Raw genomic sequence first — 23337 nt, forward strand, 5'->3', positions numbered from 1 at the left:
CAAGCGTCTTATCGATGAAAAACAAAAAATTATTAGAAAAATGGAATGAATATGTAGGCCTTTATAACGGACCTATGTACCTCGCGATTGTAGAGGCTTTGGCAGCCTCAATCCGTAATGGTATTATTCATGGTGGTGAACGGCTTCCAACGCAGCGGGAAATAGCCAGTGCCCTTGAGACAAACCTTACAACCGTAACGCGGGCATTCAGGGAAGCGCATCGTCGTGGACTGATTAATGCAACAGTAGGGCGCGGCACTTTTGTCAGGATGGGGGCCGAGGTTAGCCATTGGCGATCTCCCAAAGCAGCCATTGTTGACATGACGATGAATTTGCCGCCGATACCCCAAAATCCATCACTTCAACGCATTATGCAGAGTGATCTTGCGGCTCTTTTGAAGAAGCAGGATATCTCCAATCTCATGTCATACCGCGTAACGGGTGGGACACTGGAAGAGCGCCAGCATGCGGTAAGGTGGATCGAGCCCGTTATTGGATCAAGACGTCCAGATGATGTGCTGGTTGTACCTGGCGCTCAGACTGCTCTTGCGGCAGCCATGAGTATTCTGGCCAACCCGGGCGATATTATTTTGACGGATCGCATTACCTATTCCGGGATACGAACCGTCGCTGATCAACTCGGGATTATTCTTGTCGGGGTAGATGGCGACGAAAATGGGTTCATACCCGAACAACTGGAAATGGCCTGCCGACAATATCAGCCAAAAGCGCTTTATTGTATTCCCGCTATTCAGAACCCGACAACCGTAACAATGTCACTGGAGCGCCGTAAGGACGTCCTGAAGATTGTTCACGATAATCGTCTTTATGTCGTGGAAGATGATCCTTACAGTTTGCTGCACGACAATCCCATCCCTGCATTGGCCGCGCTCGACCATGGCCGAGTAATCTATGTTTCTACCTTGGCGAAAGTTTTGAGTCCTGGCTTGCGAACCGCTTATGTTGCTCTGCCAAATGCCGAAATGACCAGACGCTTTGCTGTTGCTGTGCGGGCGTTTGCCCTCACAAGTGCAGGACTATTGAGTGCGCTGACATTGCGTTGGATGCAATCGGGACAGTCCAAAGAGATTTTGGGGGCTATTAAGCAGGAATTACGACTCAGGCAGTCGATCGCCCGAAATATTCTGGGGGATGGCCACGGCATGGATCCCAATGGTCCACATGTTTGGCTAAAGCTTCCTGAATGGTGGAATAGCGTGGATTTTGTATCATATGCGCGCCATCGTGGTATCGCATTGGTCCCGAGCAACGTGTTCACAGTGGATGGTGACTTTCCGCAGCGCGCCAGAATTTCTCTCGGAAGTATCCTTGATATTTCCAATTTAGAAAATTCGCTCCATGATATCGTGACTATTCTCAGTCACAAAAGAGCTACAGATTTTTTATCGATCGTATGATTTGTAGAGCGGATGGATTCTGATCCATCTGTTGTCTGATTACCCCGTTATTGACGGGAGTTTTCAATATTCCGGGAGAACAGGCCTGCCACGCCGCTCCTCGCTGTATGGTGATCGTGGTCTCTTCCTAAAAACGGACTAGTCTTGGGAAAGCGAGCCTGATGTTCGCTTTGTCCCTGTGGTGACAGTCAAAGTTCAACCGCCAGCAATGCGGTCAGATGTGACAAACATGCATCATCGAGTGTCACATCTGAGTGATAAATAACATAAATATCATCGAAATATGAAAATACTCACTTCTATGATGTTCCTTTAGGTGCTGTAACGTTAAAGAAGCACCCACCCCGAATGACCCTGCTCACGGACGGAAGAAGACCCTAATGACGCAGTCCCTTGATGTTTCACGACGGCTCAGCGGAGAAGCGCTGACCAACTTCATCGCCACCATCTCTGCAACGGGTGGCCTTCTTTTTGGGTATGATACCGGGATCATATCGTCAGCACTTCTACAGATTCGTGAGCAGTTTCATCTCGATACGATCGGATCCGAGATTGTAACATCCGCCATCATTCTCGGGGCGCTGATTGGCTGTCTTTGTGCAGGCGGGATCTCGGACCGGTTTGGCCGCCGCCGGACAGTAATGCTTGCTGCCGCCTTGTTTCTTGGTGGCACTGCGCTTGCATCGGCTGCTCAAGGGGTTACGGTTCTCATTGTGTCGCGTCTGATTCTGGGGCTTGCGATTGGTGCGGCATCCCAGATTGTCCCGATCTACATTGCAGAAATTTCGCCACCCAACCGGCGTGGACGCCTGGTTGTTGGCTTTCAGCTTGCGATTGTTTCGGGTGTCACGATCTCCTTCCTGACGGGCTATTTTCTCCGGGACAGCAGCTGGCGGATCATGTTCGGCATCGGCATGCTGCCGGCACTGATTCTCTTTGTCGGAATGGGTTTTCTGCCCAACAGCCCACGGTGGCTCGCACTTAAAGGCCGCACAGACGAAGCTCTTGCTGTTCTGCGTCGTGTGCGGTCTTCGGAAGAAGTTGCCCAGAATGAGCTTCAGGCCATCATAGACAACCATGATGAGCAGGCTCCTTGGTCAGAACTTGCCAAGCCTTGGGTTCGTCCTGCCCTTATCGCGTCTGTTGGTATTGCGCTGCTCTGTCAGCTGACCGGCATCAACGCGGTTCTGTACTACGCTCCAACGATCTTTGCGGATGCAGGCTTCGGACAGGAATCTGCTCTTCTGACGTCCGTTGCTGTTGGTCTGGCGATGGTCTGCGCGACGATCTTTGGTGGTTGGGCTGTCGATAACTGGGGCCGCCGGACACTGATCCTACGTTTGCTGCCTGGCGCAGTTATTTCCCTGATCGTGCTCGGTGCAATGTTTGCTCTTCATATGAAGGGCGGTGCGGGTGCATGGATCACGGTTATTGCGATCATGGGTTACACGATCTGCAACACGGGCAGTCTGTCGGTTGCGGTCTGGCTGGTTGGTGCTGAGGTTTATCCGCTGTCATGCCGTGGCAAGGGTATGAGCCTTGTTGCGGGTAGCCATTGGGGTGCAGATCTTCTGATCTCCCTGACGACTCTCTCGCTGGTACAGGGGCTGGGTGCGCACATGACGTTCTGGCTTTTCGCCCTTGTCAATGCAGCGGCATTCCTGTTCGTGCTGCGCTATGTGCCGGAAACCAAAGGACAGTCTCTGGAACAACTTGAAATGAGCCTTCGAAACGGGACCTTTGCCCCCGTTCACAAGTCCTGATCTCTAGGAAAACAATGCCTCAAAAAAGCCGGCTCCTGCATGGAGCCGGCTTTTTTTATGCTCAGATTCGGCCGATCGAGCTGTAGTCAAATCCGGCAGCCCGCATGGTCGCTGGGTTCCAAATGTTTCTGAGATCAGCAATTGCCTTTCCTCGCATGGCCTTGCTCAGGCGGTCCGGATCAATGGCGCGAAACACGTTCCACTCCGTCAGAACGACCAGAACGTCAGCGTCGGTAGCTGCTTCCAGTGCATCCTCACAGTAAATGACCCCGTCAGGAAGAAGCGCACGGGCAGGTTCCATGCCCTCTGGATCAAAGGCCTGAATCCGGGCGCCTGCTTCATGAAGATGGGCGAGGATAGGTAAAGAAGCAGCCTCACGCATGTCATCAGTATCAGGCTTAAAGGTCAGGCCCAAGACACCTACCGTCTTGCCTTGGACGGAGCCTCCAGCGTGAGCAATAATGCGTTCTGCCATGCGGCTTTTGCGTTCTTCGTTTACCGCCACTGTTGCTTCGACCAGGCGGGAGGGAGCGCCAGCGTCACTGGCGATCGCCGTTAGAGCGCGTGTATCTTTGGGAAAGCATGACCCGCCATAACCCGGTCCTGGATGCAGAAAGCGCCGACCAATGCGCTGATCAAGGCCCATGCCACGCGCGACATCGTGGATATTACCCCCGACTTTTTCGCAGAGGTCAGCCATCTCGTTGATGAAAGTGACTTTCATGGCAAGAAAGGCATTGGCCGCGTATTTGGTAAGCTCCGCCGTCTCAAGATCGGTGATGACGATTGGTGCTTCGATAAGATGCAGAGGACGATAGACTTCGCGCATGATCCTTGTCGCCCGCTCCCCTTTGTCGGGACCGGATGTATCGATTCCAATGATCACGCGATCCGGTCGCATAAAGTCCCCGATCGCGTTGCCTTCGCGTAGAAATTCGGGATTTGAGGCGACGTCGAAGGTGAGCTCGGGACGTATTTCTCTTAAAATCCGCGCCACTTCGCGTCCCGTTCCGACGGGAACCGTAGACTTCGTAACAACGAGCAGGCCTTCTTTGGCCGATCGGGCGATTTCTTCTGTTGCAGCATAGACGTAGGTGAGGTCTGCATGACCATCGCCGCGTCGGGTTGGGGTGCCGACGGCGATAAAGACAGCATCCGCCCCACTAATGGCGGCTGACAGGTCGTCTCCAAATGTTAGGCGCCCGGTCTCGGTATTCTTGGCAACAATGGCATCAAGACCCGGCTCATAAATGGGAATACGGCCTTCACGCAGGGCTGCCAGTTTCTTGGGGTCCCGCTCGACAACGGCTACATCTGAACCGAATTCGGCAAAGCACGCACCGGAGACCAGTCCGACGTAACCACCACCGATCATTGCTATACGCATAACAGAAACTCTCCAAGCGCTATGGGGTCTGCATAACCTGCGCACATTGAGGGAGCAAATTGGTGTCGTCCAAGCAGTTGTAATGATGTGTCATTGCGTGGGGCGGACGCAGGCATTCGATGATGCAAAGGAACGGAGGGCGGCAGGCAGAACTGTCAATTCGTTAGAATCCGCCAGAAGATCCCGTCCCTTTTTCGACCACTTCGCAATGCTCAAATTTGGGCTGTCAAAACGTCCGCTCACACGTATTGGGATATCGAGAGCAAAAAAGCTTGTTGAGAATGGTCGGCTCGCGAAAACAAGGTCTAACCACCGACGGTTCAGATCAAAATCTGCCTTGGCAGCCAGGACGCCGGTACTGGTTTTCAGGCGAAGCGGAACAACTTTTCCAATTCCCTGATGCATCTCCAGAACACCAAGCATACAGGTGATCGGTGTCGTTCCCTTGGCGTGCCGGAACAGTAGCCGAAGATCCATGGATGCAGCTTCCACGATTTCACGGGCAATTTCGCCTTTTTCCATGCTGACCGCGGCAACCAGATCGGCCTTCCGTGTAGCTTCGTTCAAAGTGCGGACATTATTTGCTGAAGCGATAATACGGATCGACAGGGCACCTTTGACCGGGACGGGAGCGAGACCGGCGGTACGGCGAAGGCGATCAATATCACCATGGGATAGAGCGATGTTGGCTGTGACGCGCGAATGTCCGCCTTGGCCTTCCATGTGACCGTTGGCCTGAAGCCCCGCTCCAAGATAGCCTAGTGCTAAAGTGCTGACGTCAATGCGACCCGGTGTTTGGGATGCCTCCAGTTTCAGTTTCGAGAATGTAAGGGCGTTGTAGAGGATCTCATCTGCAGTGAGTTTGACGTGCAGAACCGGATCCGGATTGGCGGGGGCAATCAACGGAATATCGGTTGATCCGGAAGATTTTCCGGATGACAGGGCTTTATTCAGATCATTGAGATCTACGCGGCCCAGATTCAGGTCTGTCGCAATGATATCGGGCTTGCCGTTACCGCCCTCGTTGAGATCAAAGGTCCCACTTTTTATTTTGCTGTTCTGGAAGGTGCCTGAGGCATTCGTAAGATGCCAGTTGTCTCCGGTATGGCTGAAGGTTCCTTTAAGAGCCAGTGGAACAGCAGGGTGAGTACCCGATAGCCCGGCAAGTTCAAACACAGGCGACGCAGTTGGTGTGGAAAGGGCAATATTGCCGTTCACACCATCAAAGTTCAAAGCGTCTGTCAGGGTGCCGTCGAAATCGATGACAAGATCGCCAGAAGTAATGTGTGCTTTAGCCCCATAGGGCTCTGGCGCGCGGCGTAGAACCTTAAGCGGCTGCATGGTGGCATCCAGCGTAACGGGAGTGCCGTTGTACGCGCCCTGAAACGTCATAATCAAAGGTGATGCATCATTATCGGACTGAAAAGTCACATGCTGCATGCCGACTTGATACGAAGAGCCCTTTGCGGAGCGATAAGTGACATCGCTGTCCTTAATGGTAGCGTTACGCAGTCCTGGGAACCAACTCAGGTCTGGCTTGTCAGAGCCGAGGTGTTTGGTCTCTGCATGATCGGAAGTTTTTTGAGGCTTAAAGCGCCAGTTAGGTGTTCGGTCCGGCGTTCGTTCAAAAAGACCTGAAAAGTGGTCAATCGTGACATCGCGTGTTTCAATTGGCCTATGCAAAAGTGAGGTCACTCTTATCCTGGCATGCAGGGCGCCCACACTCACCATATCTGGACGGCTTCCTCCGGGAATATTGGCCAGATGCAGATCCTTGGCGTCTATCGTGATCCAGCGTCCAGCGCGAACGCGTAGAGAACCGATCGTGACCGTTCGGCCTGTGGCTTTTTCGAGCTTCTTGGTCGCAAGTGCAGCGAAATCTTTCTGGTCGATCCAGAACCAGCCGCCCCCGATGATCGCACTACAAACGACAAGAAGGCAGAGGAACGCCCCAAGAAGCCATTTAAGCAAGAGAAAGTCTTTCCAAATACCGAATATAAAATTCTACAATAACTGGAAGACCTCTGGAGCGGGAGAGTTCGTCTGGAAAAAATAATTTTCCGAAACATTTCATTGGATTGCAAATGAATGCTGTTCAGAATGTTGACTGAATGCGTCCGACGACCGCATCCCCGTTGCGACCATAGAGGTTAACGGTGGCGGAAGAGCGACTGACAATGAAGTGGTTATAGTCTAGCATAAATTTAAAATAACGATTGGGATACCAGCTCAGGCCTGTCGCCCAGACAGTCTGCTGTCCACCACGGACGCCATCGGCATCGCCGATGCGGCTGTTTAGATCCGCCACACTGTAACGGGCTGCGATTTCCAGAGCTCCCCAACGATCATGCAGCGGGTCAAATTCCTGGTCCGGAGAAACGCCTGGGGCGAGAAATCCTCCTTCCTGAATGCTGTATCGTCGTGGGTTCCCAAACAGCGTGTACCCAACGGCCCCATACCATCCCTGAAATCCAAGTGAGGGCAAGCCGCCAGAGCGTTCGACACCGATGCGATAGTACTCGGCTTTGACCAGAAGCCGCTTCCATCGCAATGCAAACTCCGGCCCTGCCGACCAGAGCTGTGCAACATTATTGATGGCGCCTGTGGTCATAAGAATGGATTCACCCAGATTGATTTCCGGGCGTTGAGCAAAGGTGTAACTGCGGCCAGTTGCGCTTTTTGCTACCTTGAAAGACGCAATGGACGAGATGCCGACATGCATGTCCACATCTTTGGTCACGACCGGGCGCCCGGCGACCCGGAAAGTCCCGCCTGTCTGACTATCTGTGATGTTGTCCCCGATGCTGGCGTAATAACCACGTTCGTTGCGGTTACCCCATTCTTGGCCAGTGAAGTAACTGCCAATCCACCAGCGATCGGCATAGTGCATGCCGCCGACACTGAATCTGGCATCGTTAGCGGCGATCGTGCGAACAAGGTCAATGATTGCCGGGCGTTCGACAAACATGAAGTCATTCGAACTTTCCGCATCTTCTTCCGTCACACGCGGTTGAAAATATCCAACGGTCAGGACTGTGTTGTGGAGGCCAGCATAATTGATGTTGGCTTCGTAAAGGCCGACCTGCCCATCATTATTGCCATGCCCAAAGTCGGGCGTAACGTTTGCGACCCAGTCCTTGTAGCGGAAAGTGAACGGAATGCGGAGACGCCGACTGTTGGACGTGAAGCTGTTGAAGTTGCCGCGGTCCTCCCCATTCCTATGTGAAACGCTTGGGAAACCTCCAAAATCTTCCTGAAAAGCCAAACCGATGGATAAGGCGTAGGCACCATCAGATGTCTTGAAGGTCGGGCGTCCATTGGGGAAGCCAATCTTGATCCCCCCAACGCTGACTTCCTCATCCTGAGCTGTGGCGGCCCGGAAATCCCGCCATGATGTCACGATACCGCGGTCGGATGGCGGCGTGTCCTGCGGGTGGGCACCCGGCCTGCGGATTGTAAGTGGGGCAATCGCTGGCATGGCCTGAAGGAGGGGAGGAGGCGGGAGAAAGGCCGCGCGTTGCCGGTAGGGATTCGCTTCTGTCTCTTCGCGCTGATGTGCCAGGACGGCCCGTGCCTGCCTGATCTCCTCATTGCGCTCTTTCTTGAGTTTCTGAACTTCAGCCTGCATCGCCCGGATCTGGCGCTCCATGATTTCCAGTCTATCGGCAGAGAAAGCGGAAAGGGCAGGAGCCAGAGATAATAAAAGGGTCGTTGCTGCGAGGGAACTCAAACGGGGCAAAGAGACATACATAAGCGAAAGGGCGTCCTGGAGGGGCAGCTCGTCTGTCGGGGCCAATATCGCAAGCGTAATACAAGCGAAGGCCGACTACTTTAGACAGAAACCACAATGAGGTGCGTGTCATTGTGCGACAGGAAGCTGGCTGCTGCGGACGATATTGTTCTTGTCTCATGCTCCATAAATGAAAAAGGCGGGTCGGATCCATGATCCGCCCCGCCTGTCTGAGAAAAGGTGAAGTGTTAGAAACCAGCCTGAATTCGGGCTGCAATAGAGTTTCCAGTGCGACCGTACAGGTTAGTCGCCTGCATGCTGCGGGACACGATAAAGTGGCTGTAATCCAGCATGAAGCGGAAATGACGGTTGGGGTACCAGTTCAGGCCACCCGTCCAGACAGTCTGCTGACCACCGCGGATGACATTGCTTGGATTGGGATCGTTCAGGTTGCTGTTGAGGTCGATCACGCTGTAGTGGCCAACAACTTCAAGAGCGCCCCACTGGTTGAGAGCAGGGTTGAACTCTTCAGAAGACTTGACGCCAGGGGCACCAAACGCGCCTTCCTTATAGTTGTACATGCGTGGATCGCCGAGGATCGTGTAAGCTGCGGAGCCGTACCAGCCCTGGAAGCCAGCAGACTTCAGGCCTGCACCAGAGCGCTGAACGCCAACATGATAGTATTCACCCTTGACGATCAGGCGCTTCCAGCGAACGCCCAGTTCAGGACCGGCAGCCCACACCTGTGCGGCATTGCTGATCGTGCCCGTTCCAGCGAGGTTGGCTTCACCTATATCAAATTCAGGACGCTGACCAAAGGACGTGGAGCGCGAGCAGGAGGTGGTGCTCGTTCCAGTGTTGCAGGCTACGCGAAATGCGGAAATGCCTGAGACGCCCACGTGGACATCCCAGTCCTTCGTTGCAACCGGGCGGCCTGCAACACGAAGTGTTCCGCCTGTCTGGCTGTCAACGGTGTTGCTGCTGCCGCCACCATAATAGGTGCTGCCGTTGTCAGAGCCATTGCGGTGGCCCCATTCCTGGCCCGTGAAGTACCCTGCGACCCACCAACGCTTTTCATAATGCAGTCCGCCAACACTGAAACGGGCATCGCCAGCAGCGATGTTGCGGACCATATCGGTAATGCTCGGACGTTCAAGCGTGAAGAAGTCGTTGGAGCTCTCGGAGTCCTCTTCCGTCACGCGAGGCTGAAAGTAACCGGCGGTAAGGATTGTATTGCGGAAGCCCGTGTAGTTCAGGTTGCCTTCATAGAGTCCTACATAACCGTCGTTATGGTTCGCACCAAAGTCAGGCGTAACAGCTGCAACCCAGTTCTTGTAGCGGAACATGAACGGAATACGCAGACGGCGCATGTTGGAGGTAAAGCTATTGAAAGCGCCACGGCTTTCACCACGGCGTGGGCCCGAATTGAAGAACCCGCCAAAGTCTTCATGGAAGGCCAAACCGATGGAGAGCGCATAAGCTCCATCAGAAGACTGGATGGTGGGGCGGCCCTTCGGAAAGCCGATTTTCACGCCACCGACGGTAACTTCTTCGTCTTGGGACGTTGCGCGCTGGAAGTCAGCCCAAGAGGTGATATCTGCACGGTCTGACGCCGGGCGGCCACTGTCCGGACCACCTGTGCCCTGCCGCACGGTGATCAGCGGCGCTGTGGATTGCTGGTGTGAACCGATGTAGCTGCTGCGCTGACCGTAAGGGTTGTTTTCAGCCTCTTCACGCTGGCGGGCAAGGACGGCTTTGGCCCGCTTGATCTCGTCGTTATGCTCTTTCTTCAGGGCATTCAACTGCGCCTGCATCGCGTGGATCTGACGTTCCATGATTTCCATCTGGTCAGCCGCGTGTGCCTGTCCAGCGAATATTCCAAGAGACATCAGGGTCGAAGTCGCCAGAAGAGCAGTTGTTCTTCGGAGAGAAAAAGTCATTGCCGTGGTGCGTCCTTGCATGAATGGCAGGTGATCCACAGCGGAGGTATCTGATTCCGTTTTTCGAAGAGTGGGAAGGTTTCATGACGGGAAAAAGACTCATTTATGACAAAACCTGTCATCTCTTTGAAAATATGTGTCTTTTAGGAAAGGACGAATTTCCCCCGTTATTTGGCTCTTTGGGGGAATGAAAAATGGGTGTGATATTTGTGCATCAGGCCCTCTGAGCCTGTCATGAAACTATCATGAGGCTCCCCCTGTTTCCCTTGAAGGGCTGGGGCTAGTACATAACTCCGTTTACCAATGCCCGGTTAGGGATCATCATGATTAAGAACAAGCTCGCGCTTTTCGGTTTTGTCGCAATGACGGCCCTTGGTTCTGTCTCGCTGTCTTCCGCCCGTGCTGCGGAAATCACGGGTGCAGGTTCCAGCTTTGCTGCTCCTATCTATGGGGCATGGGGTGCTGGAGCCAAGACGCAGATCGGCGTCAACGTGAACTATCAGAGTGTCGGCTCCAGCGCTGGCCAGGATCAGGTTATCGCCCGTACCGTCGACTTCGGTGCTTCGGACAAGCCGATGGCTGGCGATCGTCTGGCTGCTGAACACCTGTATCAGTTTCCGACTGTGATGAGCGGCATTGTCGTTGTCGCCAACGTTCCTGGAATCGAGCCAGGCAGCCTGCGTTTGGACGGCCCGACGCTTGCTGCCCTGTATGATGGCGAAATCACGGAATGGGATGACGACCGCATCAAGGCCCTGAACCCGGGTCTGAAGCTGCCGGAAACGGATGTCGCGCCGGTTCATCGCGCGGATGGTTCTGGCACGAGCTTTGTCTTTACGTCTTATCTGTCCCAGGTTTCCCCTGAGTGGAAGCAGAAGCTGGGTGCTGGCACGTCAATCGCATGGCCGGGTGGCTCTGGCGCTCGCGGCAACGACGGTGTGGCAGCAATGGTCAAGCAGACCGAAGGCGGCATCGGTTACGTCGAGTATTCCTATGCTGCACAGAACCATCTGAATATTGCCCAGATGAAGAACCATACGGGTGCATTCGTCTCCCCGACGCTCAAGAGCTTCGTGGAAGCAGCAAACGCTGCTGACTGGGTTCATGCTGATCATTATGCTGTAAACCTGCTCGACACGGCTGGCGCAGGCGCTTGGCCTATCGTGACTGCAACATTCGTCCTGGTTCCGACGAACCCGAAGGATGCAAAGGCAGCCAAGGCTGTTCGTGACTTCTTCGCCTGGGGTTTCCAGAACGGTGACGCGGACAATGCCCGCCTTGATTATGTTGGCCTTCCGAAGAGTGTGAAGGACAGCGTGCTGGCTGGCTGGGGGAAATAATCTTCCAGTCTTCCCTGGTTTCCTGATCGTTTCTGCTTTTTCGGGGATGGTCAGGGCGCATAAAAAGGCGTTGAGTACCGAAACGGGCTTCTCTTTAACGAGGGGCCCGTTTTCCTGTTTATCGCCCTCCCATGACGTGGTGTACTTTTGTCCACTTCCTCCACCCCTGATGCTCCTGTAACGACCCTTTCGCCGGTCGTTCGGATTTTGATCGGTCTTATTTTCATTCTCGGGCCGGTTTCGACAGATATGTATCTGCCAGCATTTCCCATGCTGGAACATGATCTGGGGCAGGGAGCTGGTTCAGCCCAGTTGACGCTAACAGCCTGGCTCGCTGGATTGGCGATCGGGCAGTTTACACTGGGGCCCCTCTGTGACCGCTATGGTCGTAAATTACCGCTTCTGCTGGGGCTGGTGGTGTATGTGATTGCCTCTGCTCTACTGGCCGTAGTCACAAATTTTCACCTGTTCTGCATTCTGCGTTTCATCGCGGCCATGGGAGGGGCGACAACGTCGGTAGCGCCACGAGCCATGGTGCGGGACGTTGCCACCGGGCCGGCTGGTGTGAAGCTGATGTCCCAGTTGATGCTAATTTTTGGTCTCGGACCGCTTCTGGCACCTTCCATCGGCAGTTTTCTGCTGGATCTGGGGGAGTGGAGACTGATCTTCTGGGTTGGCGCAGGGTTCGGAGTGTTGCTGTTCATTGGAACGTGGTTCCTGCTGCCAGACACGTTTCCACCAGAGAAGCGGTTTGCGCTTCCTTTTACAGGAGTGGTCACCCGGTATTGGGGCCTGATTACAGAGCCACTGTTCTGCTCTGCCGCCATGGTTGCGAGCTTCGGCACCTTTACGATGTTTGCCTATCTTTCCAATGCCCCGGCTCTTTTTGAAGGCATTCTGCATTTTTCGCCGCGTCTGTTCGCCATCTTCTTCGGGCTGAACGCGGTAGGCTTCGTCATTGGATCACAGATCAATGCACGGATGGCGCAGCGCTTTCTGTTTACCAGAGTCATGGAATACGGAATGCTGGCTGTTCTGACTTTCACACTGCTTGGTGTGCTGATCTGTTCGCTGGGGCTGGTCGGGCCACAAAATCCCTGGATACTCTGTATCCTGATCTTCTGTACGACGTCGTCGCTCGGATTTGTCGGGCCAAACGCTGGTGTTCTGGCCCTGACGCATCACGGGCATCAGGCAGGAGCAGCATCTGCCCTGATTGGTACACTGAACTGGACCATCGCAGGAGGTGCAGGCGTCTTAATGGCGCTGCTACCGTCACACTGGATCGGGTCCACATCAGTGGGTATGATGATCGGAATCATGGGCTGCTGGATCAGCGACTTGTGGCGTCGTCGTCTGGATCCGAACTCCTATTTATCCGTTCGTCACTGAAGCCCTGCTCGTGAAGAGCCAAGGCGTGACCAAAGGCTGAATGTCAGCCTTTGGAAGAAACGCGGTCAGCTGCAACAGTAGCGATCATCAGAGCGCCGATAACAGGCACGAATGCGACCATTGAGAACTGGGCGAGAAGATTGGTTGGCAGGCCGATCAGGTGGATCAGGGTCATGGACGTCATGGAAATTTTCTCCGTTTTACTTGCCGTTGATGGCGTGGGACGGGAGAAACTCCAGAAACCACTTTCAAAGCAATAAATGAAGATGCGGGATCAGACCTGCGTTTAACGCATAAATCCCTGCCAGAACTTTGCTGCAATTCATGAAATGCACTCCCCTGACCTGAAACAGCGATTATTTCACGTTTCAGTTCAGGGGTGTTCTATTGTCGCGTCCATGGCAATTTAGGGCATCAAAATTTGGGAACCGACACATTCGCGCAATAAAATTACGCAAGTCCTCAATTTTTCTTGGGGGACGAAAGAGAAAGCCCGTCGCGTCGTAGCCCGTGCCAACTGAGAAGCGTGTCTGCCAGAAAGAAGAAAAGAGCGCCAACAGTGCAAGCCAGAGCTATGCCGAAAAAGGCTAGCAGCCATGTGGACGTGCTTGCATCGCGCAGTGAGCCGACAAAAAGAGCCATTGCCGCGCCGCAGGTCGAGGCCCCGCCGATCGCGTTGAGCATGATGGCTGCATCCAGAACGAAGATTCGTCGATGGAGTCTGAGCTCGTGGGCTGCCAGTCGCGCGGGTGTATAAAACGGGTCTGGCGTGTTGGTGTCGGAAGGTGGAGTGGCCAGTTTTTTTCGCACGTCTTCGAGGTGGTCTGCCACGCGGGCGAGACGTGTGTTGAAGACGTTGATCAGTGTTCCAATGCCCGAAAGCATGAAAACCGGCGTCAGCGCGACTTGGATCAGATGGGCGGCACTGTCGACCGCATCGGGGTCATAAGAAACAGGAAAAGGCATACCGCTCTCTATACTGTATCTTATGAGAGCGAAAAGACGGGGTGCTCTGGAAAACATACCCCCGGATGGAGTAGGGAAAGACGACCATTTTCAGAGATGCCCGTCTTATGCCGATTTATCCCCGTCTATTGCGCTCCGTCTGTGCGATGCTTGGCCTGGGGATTGGTATGGCTCCGCTGGCATTCGGGCAAGCCGTGATGCATTGCTCGGGAACGGCGGCACAAGTTGAATTCGCCTGCCACACCTGGACGGAAATCGACCGCTCCGTTCATGGCGGTACGGATACTATTATCATTCCTGTCGGTGGTACGGAGCAAAGCGGGCCTTACATGGCTGTCGGCAAGCATAATGTGCGGGCGCAGGTTCTGGCTGACGAAATTGCCAGACAGGCCGGGCAGACGTTTGTAGCCCCCGTCATTGCTTATGTGCCGGAAGGTTCAACCTCCCCGCGAACTTCTCACATGCGTTTTCCGGGAACGATTTCTGTGCCACCTGCCGTGTTCGAAGGAATGCTGACAGGTGCCGCTGAAAGCTTTCGTGTGCAGGGTTTCCGGAAAATCGTTTTTCTCGGAGATCATGGGGGCTATCAGGCATCCATGGTGCATGTGGCCCAGGAGTTGAACACGCGATGGAAGGGTCAGGCAGCAGTTCTGGACCTGCGCGATTATTATGAAGTTATTCCCCATCAGTATGCTGATGCCCTGAAAGCGCAGGGCCATGCAGCAGAAGTGGGTATGCATGCGGAGCTGAGCGATACGTCCCTGATGCTGGCCGTGGATCCGTCCCTGGTCCGTCAGGAAGCGCTTCGCACCGCTCCAAAACCCAGTGTCACCGATGGCGTTTATGGCGGGGATCCGCGCCAGGCTACGCCCGGACTGGGACGTATCGGCACAGAGATGCAGATACGCACCGCTGTAACGGCACTTCAGTCCTTCAACAGGAGCCATCCATGAATTTTAAGACCCCCCTTCTGGCGGCGCTTACGCTGCTGGGAGCCTCTGCGGCGCAGGCCCAGACCACGGCTCCTGCGGACGCAAGTGCACCGATTCCTGTACCTCCGGCCCCCGCGGCTCCAGCAGCTCCGCCAGCTATGGTGCCTGTCTCAGCGCCAGCACCTGCTGTCGCATCTGTTCCTGTGGCCGCTCCGGTTGCTTCAGATGCGGTGCAGACCATTCCGGGCATGCCCGCCGTGATTGATCCGCACAATATTTATAGCGAGACCACGCCGTCCCATATTTCCCCGGCGATCGCTCATGATCCGGCGCGGGTTTATGTCCCGAATCTGCGTGGGAACAGCGTCTCCGTTATTGATCCGGTGTCTTTTCAGGTTGTGGATACCTACCCCGTTGGTCGCTCCCCGCAGCACGTCGTGCCATCCTGGGATCTGCGGACGCTTTGGGTAACCAACAACAGTGAGGGACGTCCGGATGGCTCCCTGACGCCGATCGACCCTGCGACCGCAAAGCCCGGCGCAAATATCGCAGTAGATGATCCGTACAACATGTACTTCACCCCGGATGGCAAGTACGCGATCACGGTAGCTGAAGCCCACAAGCGTCTTGATTTCCGCGACCCGCACACGATGGAGCTAAAGGGCTCAGTCGAGACGCCGGAGTGCAAAGGCGTCAATCACGCTGATTTCTCCATTGACGGCAAGTACGCGATCTTCACCTGCGAGTTTGGGGGTTATGTTGCCAAGGTCGATACCGTGAACCTGAAGATGATCGGTATGCTGAAGCTGTCCAAGGGTGGAATGCCGCAGGATATTCTGACGGCTCCAGACGGGCATAAGTTCTATGTTGCCGACATGATGGCTGACGGTGTGTTCGTCGTGGATGGTGACTCCTTTACGGAAACCGGTTTCATCCCAACGGGTATCGGCACGCATGGCCTGTATCCGAGCCGTGATGGCAAGGTCATGTATGTGGCGAACCGCGGTTCCCATCGCATTCACGGCAAGCGCGGTGGTCCGGGTGGAGTGTCCATCATCGATTTCGCGACGGACAAGGTCATCAAGACCTGGATGATTCCGGGTGGTGGCAGCCCGGATATGGGCAATGTCAGTGCTGACGGCAAACTGCTCTGGCTGTCTGGTCGCTTTGACGATGTGGTTTATGCCATCGACACGGACACGGGTGCTGTCCGCAAGATCCCTGTTGGAGCAGAGCCACATGGCCTGACCGTCTGGCCCCAGCCAGGCCGTTACAGTGTGGGTCACACTGGCATTCTGCGCTGATCTGAGATGAGCGATGATGGAGACGTCAGTTGATGTCTCTATTGTTGAAAGCCCGGCAGAGATGCCGGGCTTTTTTTATTGCAGAGATCAGAGCGTCTTTGTCTGCGCTGGCGTTTGACCATTGTCGTTTCTGGTTTCACTTCGCGTGATGCCGGGCGCTATAGGCGAAGTCTGTGAGTGTGGACCGATTAGGATCTCTTCGAGAGGGCGTCCCGGAAAGACGCTCTGTGTGTCGCTCTGATATGAGGCGCATGATGTGCGCACGAATACTTGCAAGCATTTTGTTCCCAGATCCGGTAATGTCCGGAAAGACATGAGAGAAAAGGTGAATCGAAGATGTTGATTGCTTCGATGTTGTGCTTCACTTTAACGGTTATTGCAGGCGTATGGCTCGGCCTTTGCGTTCTCCGGAGTAAGCGTCCGTTGAAGGCTCTGCTGCCGGTCCATGTCGGGTTTGCCCTGCTCGGCGCGGTTTTTATGATTGTCGCACTGGCGAATGGTGACAGCCGACTTATGCTGAATGTCGCTTTAGCCGTGGCCGTTGCTGCCTTTGGTCTTCTCATGGGATGGGCAAGGCGGCGGGGCTATGTGATTGCCCCGCTTTACATGTGCCATATTCTGCTGGCAGTGATATTTTACCTGTCTCTGGTCAGCTTTACGCTCTTTCCAAACTTCTGAAACGCCTTCTACAGGGATTAGGCTTTCTCAGGTGAAGGCTGAACGGGCTGCGGTCCTGTGTCATTGGCGACCTTGAACTGCATGGTGTTGCCTGGCGGTGTGGTGGTGTAAGCCGTCGGCGTATAAAATTTGACGCCTTCTTCTGCGAAGCGGTTGGTCACGATACGGTTGAATTCGCGTTTGACCTTCCATTTCATCATCGGAGTGGTTCGGATGCTGCCAATCAGGGTGGCGCCTCCGCTGTCGCTCTGATCTACGCCCAGATCTGTGTAGTCGGACAGGATCATCGGCCCGAAAACCGGATCAGCACGCATTTCCTTGACGGCTTTTTCCATGATGGCAGAGACGCGTGGCAGGTCTTCCGACAGATCAAGCTGCTGCTTGATGACGATCTGGTTGTAGCCGCGCGCCGTGTTGGCAATGGAGGAGACGGACGAGAACGGGATGATGTGCAGATCGCCTGTAATGTCGCGCACCTTCACAGTCCGGATTGACAGGTTTTCTACCGTTCCCGAGACGCCGCCTGTCGTCACCCAGTCACCGACTTGGATTGCGTCTTCGACGAGCATGAAGAAGCCCGTGATGAAGTCCTTCACCAGACTTTGGGAACCGAAGGCGATGGCTGCGCCAAGGATGCCAGCACCGGTCAGAAGGGGCGTTACGTTGATGCCGATCTGCGAGAGTGTCGTCACGGCAACGATGATGATGATGATGGCCAGAAGAACGGTGCGGATGATCGGCATCACCGTACGCAGGCGGGTTGCTCGGGAACGCTGGCCTGAAGTCTCGAAAGACGAGAGCTGCCGGTTCAGCATGATGTTGACTATTTCCCAGATTGCAGCAGCCACAGTCGCGGCAATCAGCATCGTCAGTGCGGTATCCATCAAACGACGGCCCAGGGCATTCTTGATGAAGAAGCCGAAGGTTGGCAGGCCCCATGCTTCTGTGATGGCAACCAACGTGAGGAACAGAATGGCCCCCGTCAGCACCATGCGTGCAACAGGGTAGTATCGGTCAGCGCGTTTCTGAAGTTCCGGAAACCGCTCCACAAGCTGTGGATTGACGCGGAAAAACCGGTCCTGAAGCCCGTAGGCCAGAACCGCACCCAGACGGGAGGCTACGAGCACACCGATCGTGACGCCTGTCGTTTTGAGAATCCAGGCGTAGCCGCCCTGCAGATGGGCTGCCCAGACAATCCAGAGGGAAATATCCAGGAACATGGCAGGCACCCACCACAGGCGCGTGATGGCGGCAATAACCGTCCACATTCCTGTTTTCTTGCCAACCGTGCTGGGCTGAAGCGCATTGCTGACAATGTGACGGATGCGCCAGATGAAGGCGGCGATCAGCACGTGTTCAACAAGAACGACGGCTCTGATCATGGCATCCGTCCCACGGGGGGCCAGATTGAACTGTGCGCCAAGTTCAGAGAGGCAGATGACAATGGCGGGAGCCGCAACCAGTACGTTCCACCACCGTGTCACCATGAAGGCTGTCGGCGTGCTCGCTGGCAGGAGCCGGATGGTCGGTGATCGTGGAGTGAGGCCCGTCTCGACCAGAAGGTAGAGCGTGCGTGCGCCGGCATAAGAATATGCGAGCGTCAGGATAACGTTCACCGTTCGCTCAGTCAGGGGCAGAACCAGTACCGCCAGAGCTGCCAGAAGCAGGAATGCCAGAACGGGCAGGGCTTTGAGCAAAAAGTGACCCAGAGCGTAAGGAATACGGGACAGGAAACGGAGCGTCTCAACCTGACGTCTCTGGTCTTCTGCACGGGTCTGGCTGGAGTTGCTGTGGGCTTCGGTGCCCGCTGGGCGAGGTGCCGGATCGGTTTCAGGAAGCGCCTGAATGTTCCGGACTTCCCGCGCTTGTGCCTTGAGCGTCAGGTTCTGGAGCGGTTTGCGCAGCATCAGCGCGATGGTCCGTTCAAGCCCCAGACCACACGCGATAACCAGCGCGGCAATTCCAAATGCATGCAGGATTGGCGCGCGCGTCTCTGCCGACAGCATCTGTGACCTGAACCAGTGGCCGACCAGCCCCAGGTCACTGAAGAGGTTCAGGAAGTTGTGAACATATCCCAAGGACTGCGTACGAACGCTCTTCAGACCGTTATCAATCTCTGGTGACACGTCCGGCATGGTCGCGGCTTTGGATGCCGGGCTTGCCGCGGGCGTGTCTGTCTGTTTGACACCACGCGCCATGAGCGAGAGCGTGTGTGTGAAGCTGTCACGTTGTTTGGGGTCATTCAGAACATTTAGAAGCTGCTGGGCTTCCTGAGCCGACAGGGGAGCCGACGTGGGGCTGACTGTTGCCTCTGCGGCTTTTGCAGGTGTTGTTTCTGCCCAGCTGAAGGGTGTTGCCAGCAGGGCCGTCAGGAAAACCAGAAAGGCCATGAAGGAATGGCGTTTCTTTTGACGGGGTGTTCGTGACTGGACGGGCCATGAAGGGGAACACATCGTTCTGAAATGTCCTTGATATGCCTTGAGACCGGAGCATGTCCGCGCAAGGTGAGGTCTGTTTTTGGCCGGGAAGGCCCTTTTCAAGCAGGAGTGCCACAGGATGAGGTCCCCTGTCCAAAATGTGATGCGTTATTCTGCAGCTTCCATCAGAGTGTCTGCAGCTACTGCCCGGCGTTCATTGGCCCCCAGCGCTTCCAGCGCATCTGCATGATCGATCCCCCACAAGTAGAGTTGTTCAATGGGCTCGCCGAAGACCTTCCCGAGAGATGTCAGACTGTATTCCACATTGGGCGGCATGATCTGGTGGATCTCACGACAGACGAGTCCTTTTTCTTCAAGCTCTCTTAATGTCTGGGTCATCATTTTTTTTTGAAAGATCAGGAATGCTCCGCTGAAGGCGACCGGGGCGTGAACTTCCTTCCAGAAGGTGGAGCGTATGGAGGATCATGGTCGTCCATTTCCCGCTGAAAAGTCTCAAAACCCGGCGTGGCGCGCAGTCTTCGTCAAAGGGAGCCTGGCGATAGTGGGCCGGCAGGGAAGTTGTCATTTCCTGGGAACTTTTTGGTATCCAGGGCACAGTATGGTGCCGTCTGGAACTGTTAACGCCAAGGGCTCAAATGAAGAGCGAACCACTTTTCGGGAAGGAGACCCTGATGTCCCGTATTGCTCTTGTTGTTGGATCGACTGGAATTGTTGGCCAGACGCTCGCGACACGTCTCGTTGCCGAAGGCTGGACTGTTCATGGCCTGGCGCGCCGGCCCCGACACGACATGGCCGGTGCTCTGGCGATTGCGGCAGACCTGTTGGATCTGAATAACCTTAAGTTGGCCCTGAAGAATCTGACGCCCACACACGTTTTTTTCTGTTCCTGGCTTCGTCAGCCCACGGAAGAAGAAAACTGTCGCGTTAATTCCGCGATGGTCCGCAATGTGTTTGAGGCACTTCCTGCGCCAGAGAGGCTTGAGCACGCTGCGCTTACAACGGGTATGAAGCATTATCTTGGGCCATTTGAATCTTATGCTTCAGGTGAGCCACCCCAGACGCCATTCCGGGAGGACATGCCGCGTCTACCCTTGGCTAATTTCTATTACGATCAGGAAGATGTGCTGTTTGCCGCAGCGGAAAAATACGGCTTTTCCTGGAGCGTACATCGTCCCCACACCATCATCGGATATGCAGTTGGCAATGCGATGAATATGGGGAGCACTTTGGCTGTTTACGCGACGATCTGCCGTGAAACAGGACGTCCCTTCGTTTTTCCTGGCTCGCCTGTACAGTGGGATAGCCTTACCGACCTGACTGACGCCCGTCAGTTGGCCAGGCAGCTTCTCTGGGCGTCAACATCTGAAAGCGGATGGAATGAAGCCTTCAACGTGGTGAACGGGGATGTGTTTCGCTGGAAGTGGCTGTGGCCCCGCCTTGCTGCATGGTTTGGTTTGGAAGCTGCACCTTATCCCGGTCACGCGACAGATCTTGAAGAAATACTGTCGCAAGATGGAGACTTGTGGGCGCAGATTACTGAGAAATATGGCCTGACCGAAAGTCGGATCGATCACCTTGCGTCTGCCTGGCATACGGACGCGGATCTGGGGCGTCCTGTCGAATGTGTGACGGACATGTCCAAGAGCCGTCTGGCAGGGTTTGACGGGTGGCAATATACGCCAGACTCGTTCTCTGATTTGTTTGAGCGCCTGAGAGCGGAGAAACTGATTCCCTGAGACAAAAACCATAAAACAGGATTTATTTAGTCCTGTTTGCGGAAAAGCACTGTTTTCTCAGACATAGAGTGTTATGCAGGCTGTCCTGTTTTGTCCTGAGGGAATGAGACTACCTTGCGTCGTGTGTTAAGTCTGTTGGCCCTGCTTACAGCGGGGATATGTGGTCTTGCTGTCAATGGGGCGTCTATTGCAGCGGAAAGCCCCGCTGTCGTCTCAGCCAATGATACGGCAACTCTGGTTACTGACCGTGATTCCATCGGTCCGGACCAGTCATTGCGTGTTGGTTTGAGGCTGCAACTCAAACCGGGCTGGCACACATACTGGATCAACCCTGGAGATGCCGGGGACACTCCGACGCTTGATGTAACGGCGCAGGGCGGGGCAACTGGCAAGACTTCGGACATCCACTGGCCGATGCCAGTTCGCCTGAGTGAAGGCGGTCTCATGTCCTACGCCTATGTCGGAGATGTGCTGCTTCCAGCCAGTCTGACCTTAAAAGGGACTGGCGGGACCACACTTCATGCACATGCAGAATGGCTTGTTTGTGCCGAAGTCTGCATTCCTGAAAGCGGTGATTTTTCGCTGACACTGCCTGCGTCTTCCGGTCCCGCTCCTGAAGGCGCTCAGGCTGGCCTGTTTCAGGCCGCAGACGCGAAAATGCCGATTCCGTCTCCCTTCAAGGCGCATGTTTCTGCAGAGGGTGTCCTGACGCTTGAAGGCAGAGGACTGTCTTCTACAGCAGTGTCGGAAGCCTGGTTTTTGCCGGAAGAAGGTGGCCTGATTGATCAGGTTGCACCGCAGCCGCTGAACGTTGGCAAAGACGAGCTTTCTCTTCACCTGAAGTTTCTGAAAACCGCTCATCGGGATGCGCCGCTTAAGGGGCTGGTCGTGTTGAAGGATGAGGCTGGTCAGGAAAGCCCGATCCAAATTTCTGCTGAACAGACGGTGGGTCCAACCAAGGTAGAAGATGCCGCAGCGGCGCCCGCACCTACTGCAGACGCCGTACCAACCGGTGCCGGTTGGCTCCGTGTGATGCTGTTTGCTTTTGTCGGCGGCCTGATCCTCAATCTCATGCCCTGTGTTTTCCCGGTTCTGGCCATGAAAGCCTTGTCACTGGCCAAAATGGGCGGCGTTGGGCGACGTGTGCAGTTGCAGAGTGCACTGTTTTATACGCTGGGCGTTACAGGAGCCTTCGCAGTTCTTGGTCTTCTGATGATCGGACTGCGCCTCGCCGGATCTTCAGCTGGATGGGGCTTCCAGTTCCAATCAGCGGGATTTGTGGTTGGTGTATGCTGGCTGCTGTTTGGCATGGCTCTGAACTTGCTTGGCGTCTTTGAAATCAGCGCGGGGCGGTTAGGTCAGTTGCATCCACACGGGGCAGGCCATGCTGGCGACATGATGACGGGGCTATTGGCTGTCATCGTCGCGACGCCTTGCACGGCTCCGTTTATGGGAGTCGCCATTGCAGGAGCTTTGGGTGGCCCCGCTGTGATGGGGCTATTGGTCTTTCTTTCCATGGGGCTTGGGTTGGCAGCTCCCTATGTGCTGGTGGCAAGTGTTCCCGGTCTGGCGTCGCGGATGCCAAAGCCAGGAGCATGGATGGGTGTGTTGAAGCAGGCCTTGGCCTTCCCGCTTCTGGCAACCTGCGTATGGTTGCTGTGGGTGGCGACGATTGAGCGCGGTGTGAATTTCGTAGTCGTGGCAGGCGGCGGTCTTGTGTTGCTGGGCTTTGCAGCTTGGATCTACGGCATAGGACAGCATCGCGCGATGCGGGAAGGTGGACGGGGCACGGTTTTCTTCTGCCGTGTTGTAGCCGTTCTGTGCATGGTCGTATGTGGGGCAGGCTTGTCCCGTAGTCTTGCCGAACCGGTATCTGCAACAGCGACGTCTCCTGCCACGTCAGCTGGCAATCAAATTCAGTCGTTTTCAAGTGAGAAGCTGGCAGACCTTCGTGCAAAGGGAGAGCCGGTTTTTGTCGATATGACGGCGTCCTGGTGTATTACCTGCATGGTGAATGAACGGGTGGCGCTTGATGTGGACTCTGTCCGTAAGGCGTTCAGTGCGCGGCATGTCGCTTATCTCAGGGGCGACTGGACCAACAAGGACGCTGGAATTTCCGCTTACCTGAAAGCCCACGGGCGCGATGGCGTTCCGCTCTATGTTTATTATCCAGCGCATGGATCGGAAGTTGTGTTACCGCAGATACTGACGCCAGGTCTGGTTCTGGGAATTATTGGCCACTAAGTTCTCAGCTCATTTTGATATAAAAAGCCCTGCTTTCACATGTGAAGCAGGGCTTTTTTTGTCTGACTG

The 23337-nt window shown here is 55.0% G+C and carries 17 protein-coding genes; 9 read left to right on the forward strand and 8 right to left on the reverse strand.

What is annotated here, in order from left to right:
* Positions 1-14 precede the first annotated feature (14 nt).
* Together KP705_RS08875 and KP705_RS08880 are read left to right on the forward strand one after the other, a co-directional pair.
* Positions 15-1418, forward strand: coding sequence for a PLP-dependent aminotransferase family protein (locus KP705_RS08875; protein ID WP_046900514.1), 1404 nt, complete (start codon positions 15-17; stop codon positions 1416-1418).
* Between the two features lie 380 nt (positions 1419-1798).
* The gene (locus KP705_RS08880) at positions 1799-3181 is read left to right on the forward strand and encodes a sugar porter family MFS transporter (protein ID WP_046900515.1); all 1383 of its coding nucleotides are present in this window, start codon (positions 1799-1801) and stop codon (positions 3179-3181) included.
* 61 nt (positions 3182-3242) lie between these two features.
* Here KP705_RS08880 and KP705_RS08885 read toward each other — a convergent pair whose 3' ends face one another.
* The 4 genes from KP705_RS08885 to KP705_RS08900 form a co-directional block, all read right to left on the reverse strand.
* On the reverse strand, positions 3243-4568 hold the full coding sequence (locus tag KP705_RS08885; RefSeq protein WP_200898326.1) for a UDP-glucose/GDP-mannose dehydrogenase family protein: 1326 nt from the start codon (positions 4566-4568) through the stop codon (positions 3243-3245).
* 90 nt (positions 4569-4658) lie between these two features.
* A complete protein-coding gene (locus tag KP705_RS08890) occupies positions 4659-6539 on the reverse strand; it encodes an AsmA-like C-terminal region-containing protein (RefSeq protein ID WP_215764325.1) in 1881 nt (626 codons plus the stop codon).
* Positions 6540-6663: 124 nt separating this feature from the next.
* Positions 6664-8319 carry an OprO/OprP family phosphate-selective porin gene (locus tag KP705_RS08895; RefSeq protein ID WP_046900518.1) on the reverse strand — a complete coding sequence of 552 codons (1656 nt, stop codon included), beginning with the start codon at positions 8317-8319 and terminating at the stop codon, positions 6664-6666.
* A gap of 227 nt (positions 8320-8546) precedes the next feature.
* Positions 8547-10238: an OprO/OprP family phosphate-selective porin gene (locus KP705_RS08900; protein WP_046900973.1), complete on the reverse strand. Its 1692-nt coding sequence runs from the start codon at positions 10236-10238 to the stop codon at positions 8547-8549.
* Positions 10239-10561: 323 nt separating this feature from the next.
* On the opposite strand from KP705_RS08900, the gene pstS reads away from it, so the two are divergent.
* Together pstS and KP705_RS08910 are read left to right on the forward strand one after the other, a co-directional pair.
* Positions 10562-11578, forward strand: a complete 1017-nt coding sequence (pstS, locus tag KP705_RS08905) for a phosphate ABC transporter substrate-binding protein PstS (RefSeq protein ID WP_046900519.1) — start codon at positions 10562-10564, stop codon at positions 11576-11578.
* A 147-nt stretch (positions 11579-11725) separates the two neighbouring features.
* Positions 11726-12970, forward strand: a complete 1245-nt coding sequence (locus KP705_RS08910) for a multidrug effflux MFS transporter (RefSeq protein ID WP_046900520.1) — start codon at positions 11726-11728, stop codon at positions 12968-12970.
* Between the two features lie 43 nt (positions 12971-13013).
* Here the strand turns inward: KP705_RS08910 and KP705_RS08915 are convergent, their stop codons facing one another.
* Positions 13014-13154, reverse strand: coding sequence for a hypothetical protein (locus KP705_RS08915; RefSeq protein ID WP_157091237.1), 141 nt, complete (start codon positions 13152-13154; stop codon positions 13014-13016).
* 278 nt (positions 13155-13432) lie between these two features.
* A complete protein-coding gene (locus tag KP705_RS08920; protein ID WP_046900521.1) occupies positions 13433-13936 on the reverse strand; it encodes a DUF2721 domain-containing protein in 504 nt (167 codons plus the stop codon).
* 107 nt (positions 13937-14043) lie between these two features.
* Between KP705_RS08920 and KP705_RS08925 the strand changes: the two genes are divergently transcribed.
* From KP705_RS08925 to KP705_RS08935, 3 genes are all read left to right on the forward strand, one after another.
* Positions 14044-14889: a creatininase family protein gene (locus tag KP705_RS08925; RefSeq protein ID WP_046900522.1), complete on the forward strand. Its 846-nt coding sequence runs from the start codon at positions 14044-14046 to the stop codon at positions 14887-14889.
* Positions 14886-16172 carry a YncE family protein gene (locus KP705_RS08930; protein WP_215764326.1) on the forward strand — a complete coding sequence of 429 codons (1287 nt, stop codon included), beginning with the start codon at positions 14886-14888 and terminating at the stop codon, positions 16170-16172. The genes KP705_RS08925 and KP705_RS08930 overlap by 4 nt, the downstream gene beginning before the upstream one ends.
* A gap of 336 nt (positions 16173-16508) precedes the next feature.
* The gene (locus KP705_RS08935) at positions 16509-16850 is read left to right on the forward strand and encodes a hypothetical protein (RefSeq protein ID WP_215764327.1); all 342 of its coding nucleotides are present in this window, start codon (positions 16509-16511) and stop codon (positions 16848-16850) included.
* A 17-nt stretch (positions 16851-16867) separates the two neighbouring features.
* Here the strand turns inward: KP705_RS08935 and KP705_RS08940 are convergent, their stop codons facing one another.
* Positions 16868-19240 (reverse strand): mechanosensitive ion channel family protein, encoded by a 2373-nt coding sequence (locus KP705_RS08940; RefSeq protein WP_252348309.1) that lies wholly within the window; start codon positions 19238-19240, stop codon positions 16868-16870.
* Positions 19241-19435: 195 nt separating this feature from the next.
* A complete protein-coding gene (locus tag KP705_RS20065) occupies positions 19436-19669 on the reverse strand; it encodes a helix-turn-helix domain-containing protein (protein ID WP_252348310.1) in 234 nt (77 codons plus the stop codon).
* 290 nt (positions 19670-19959) lie between these two features.
* Between KP705_RS20065 and KP705_RS08950 the strand changes: the two genes are divergently transcribed.
* Together KP705_RS08950 and KP705_RS08955 are read left to right on the forward strand one after the other, a co-directional pair.
* Positions 19960-21024, forward strand: coding sequence for an SDR family oxidoreductase (locus KP705_RS08950; RefSeq protein ID WP_215764329.1), 1065 nt, complete (start codon positions 19960-19962; stop codon positions 21022-21024).
* Positions 21025-21147: 123 nt separating this feature from the next.
* Positions 21148-23268, forward strand: a complete 2121-nt coding sequence (locus tag KP705_RS08955) for a protein-disulfide reductase DsbD domain-containing protein (RefSeq protein ID WP_308267325.1) — start codon at positions 21148-21150, stop codon at positions 23266-23268.
* The last annotated feature ends 69 nt before the right edge of the window (positions 23269-23337 follow it).

The sequence above is a fragment of the Gluconobacter sp. P1D12_c genome, assembly GCF_018812105.1.
In the GTDB taxonomy this organism is placed as follows: Bacteria; Pseudomonadota; Alphaproteobacteria; order Acetobacterales; family Acetobacteraceae; genus Gluconobacter; species Gluconobacter oxydans_A.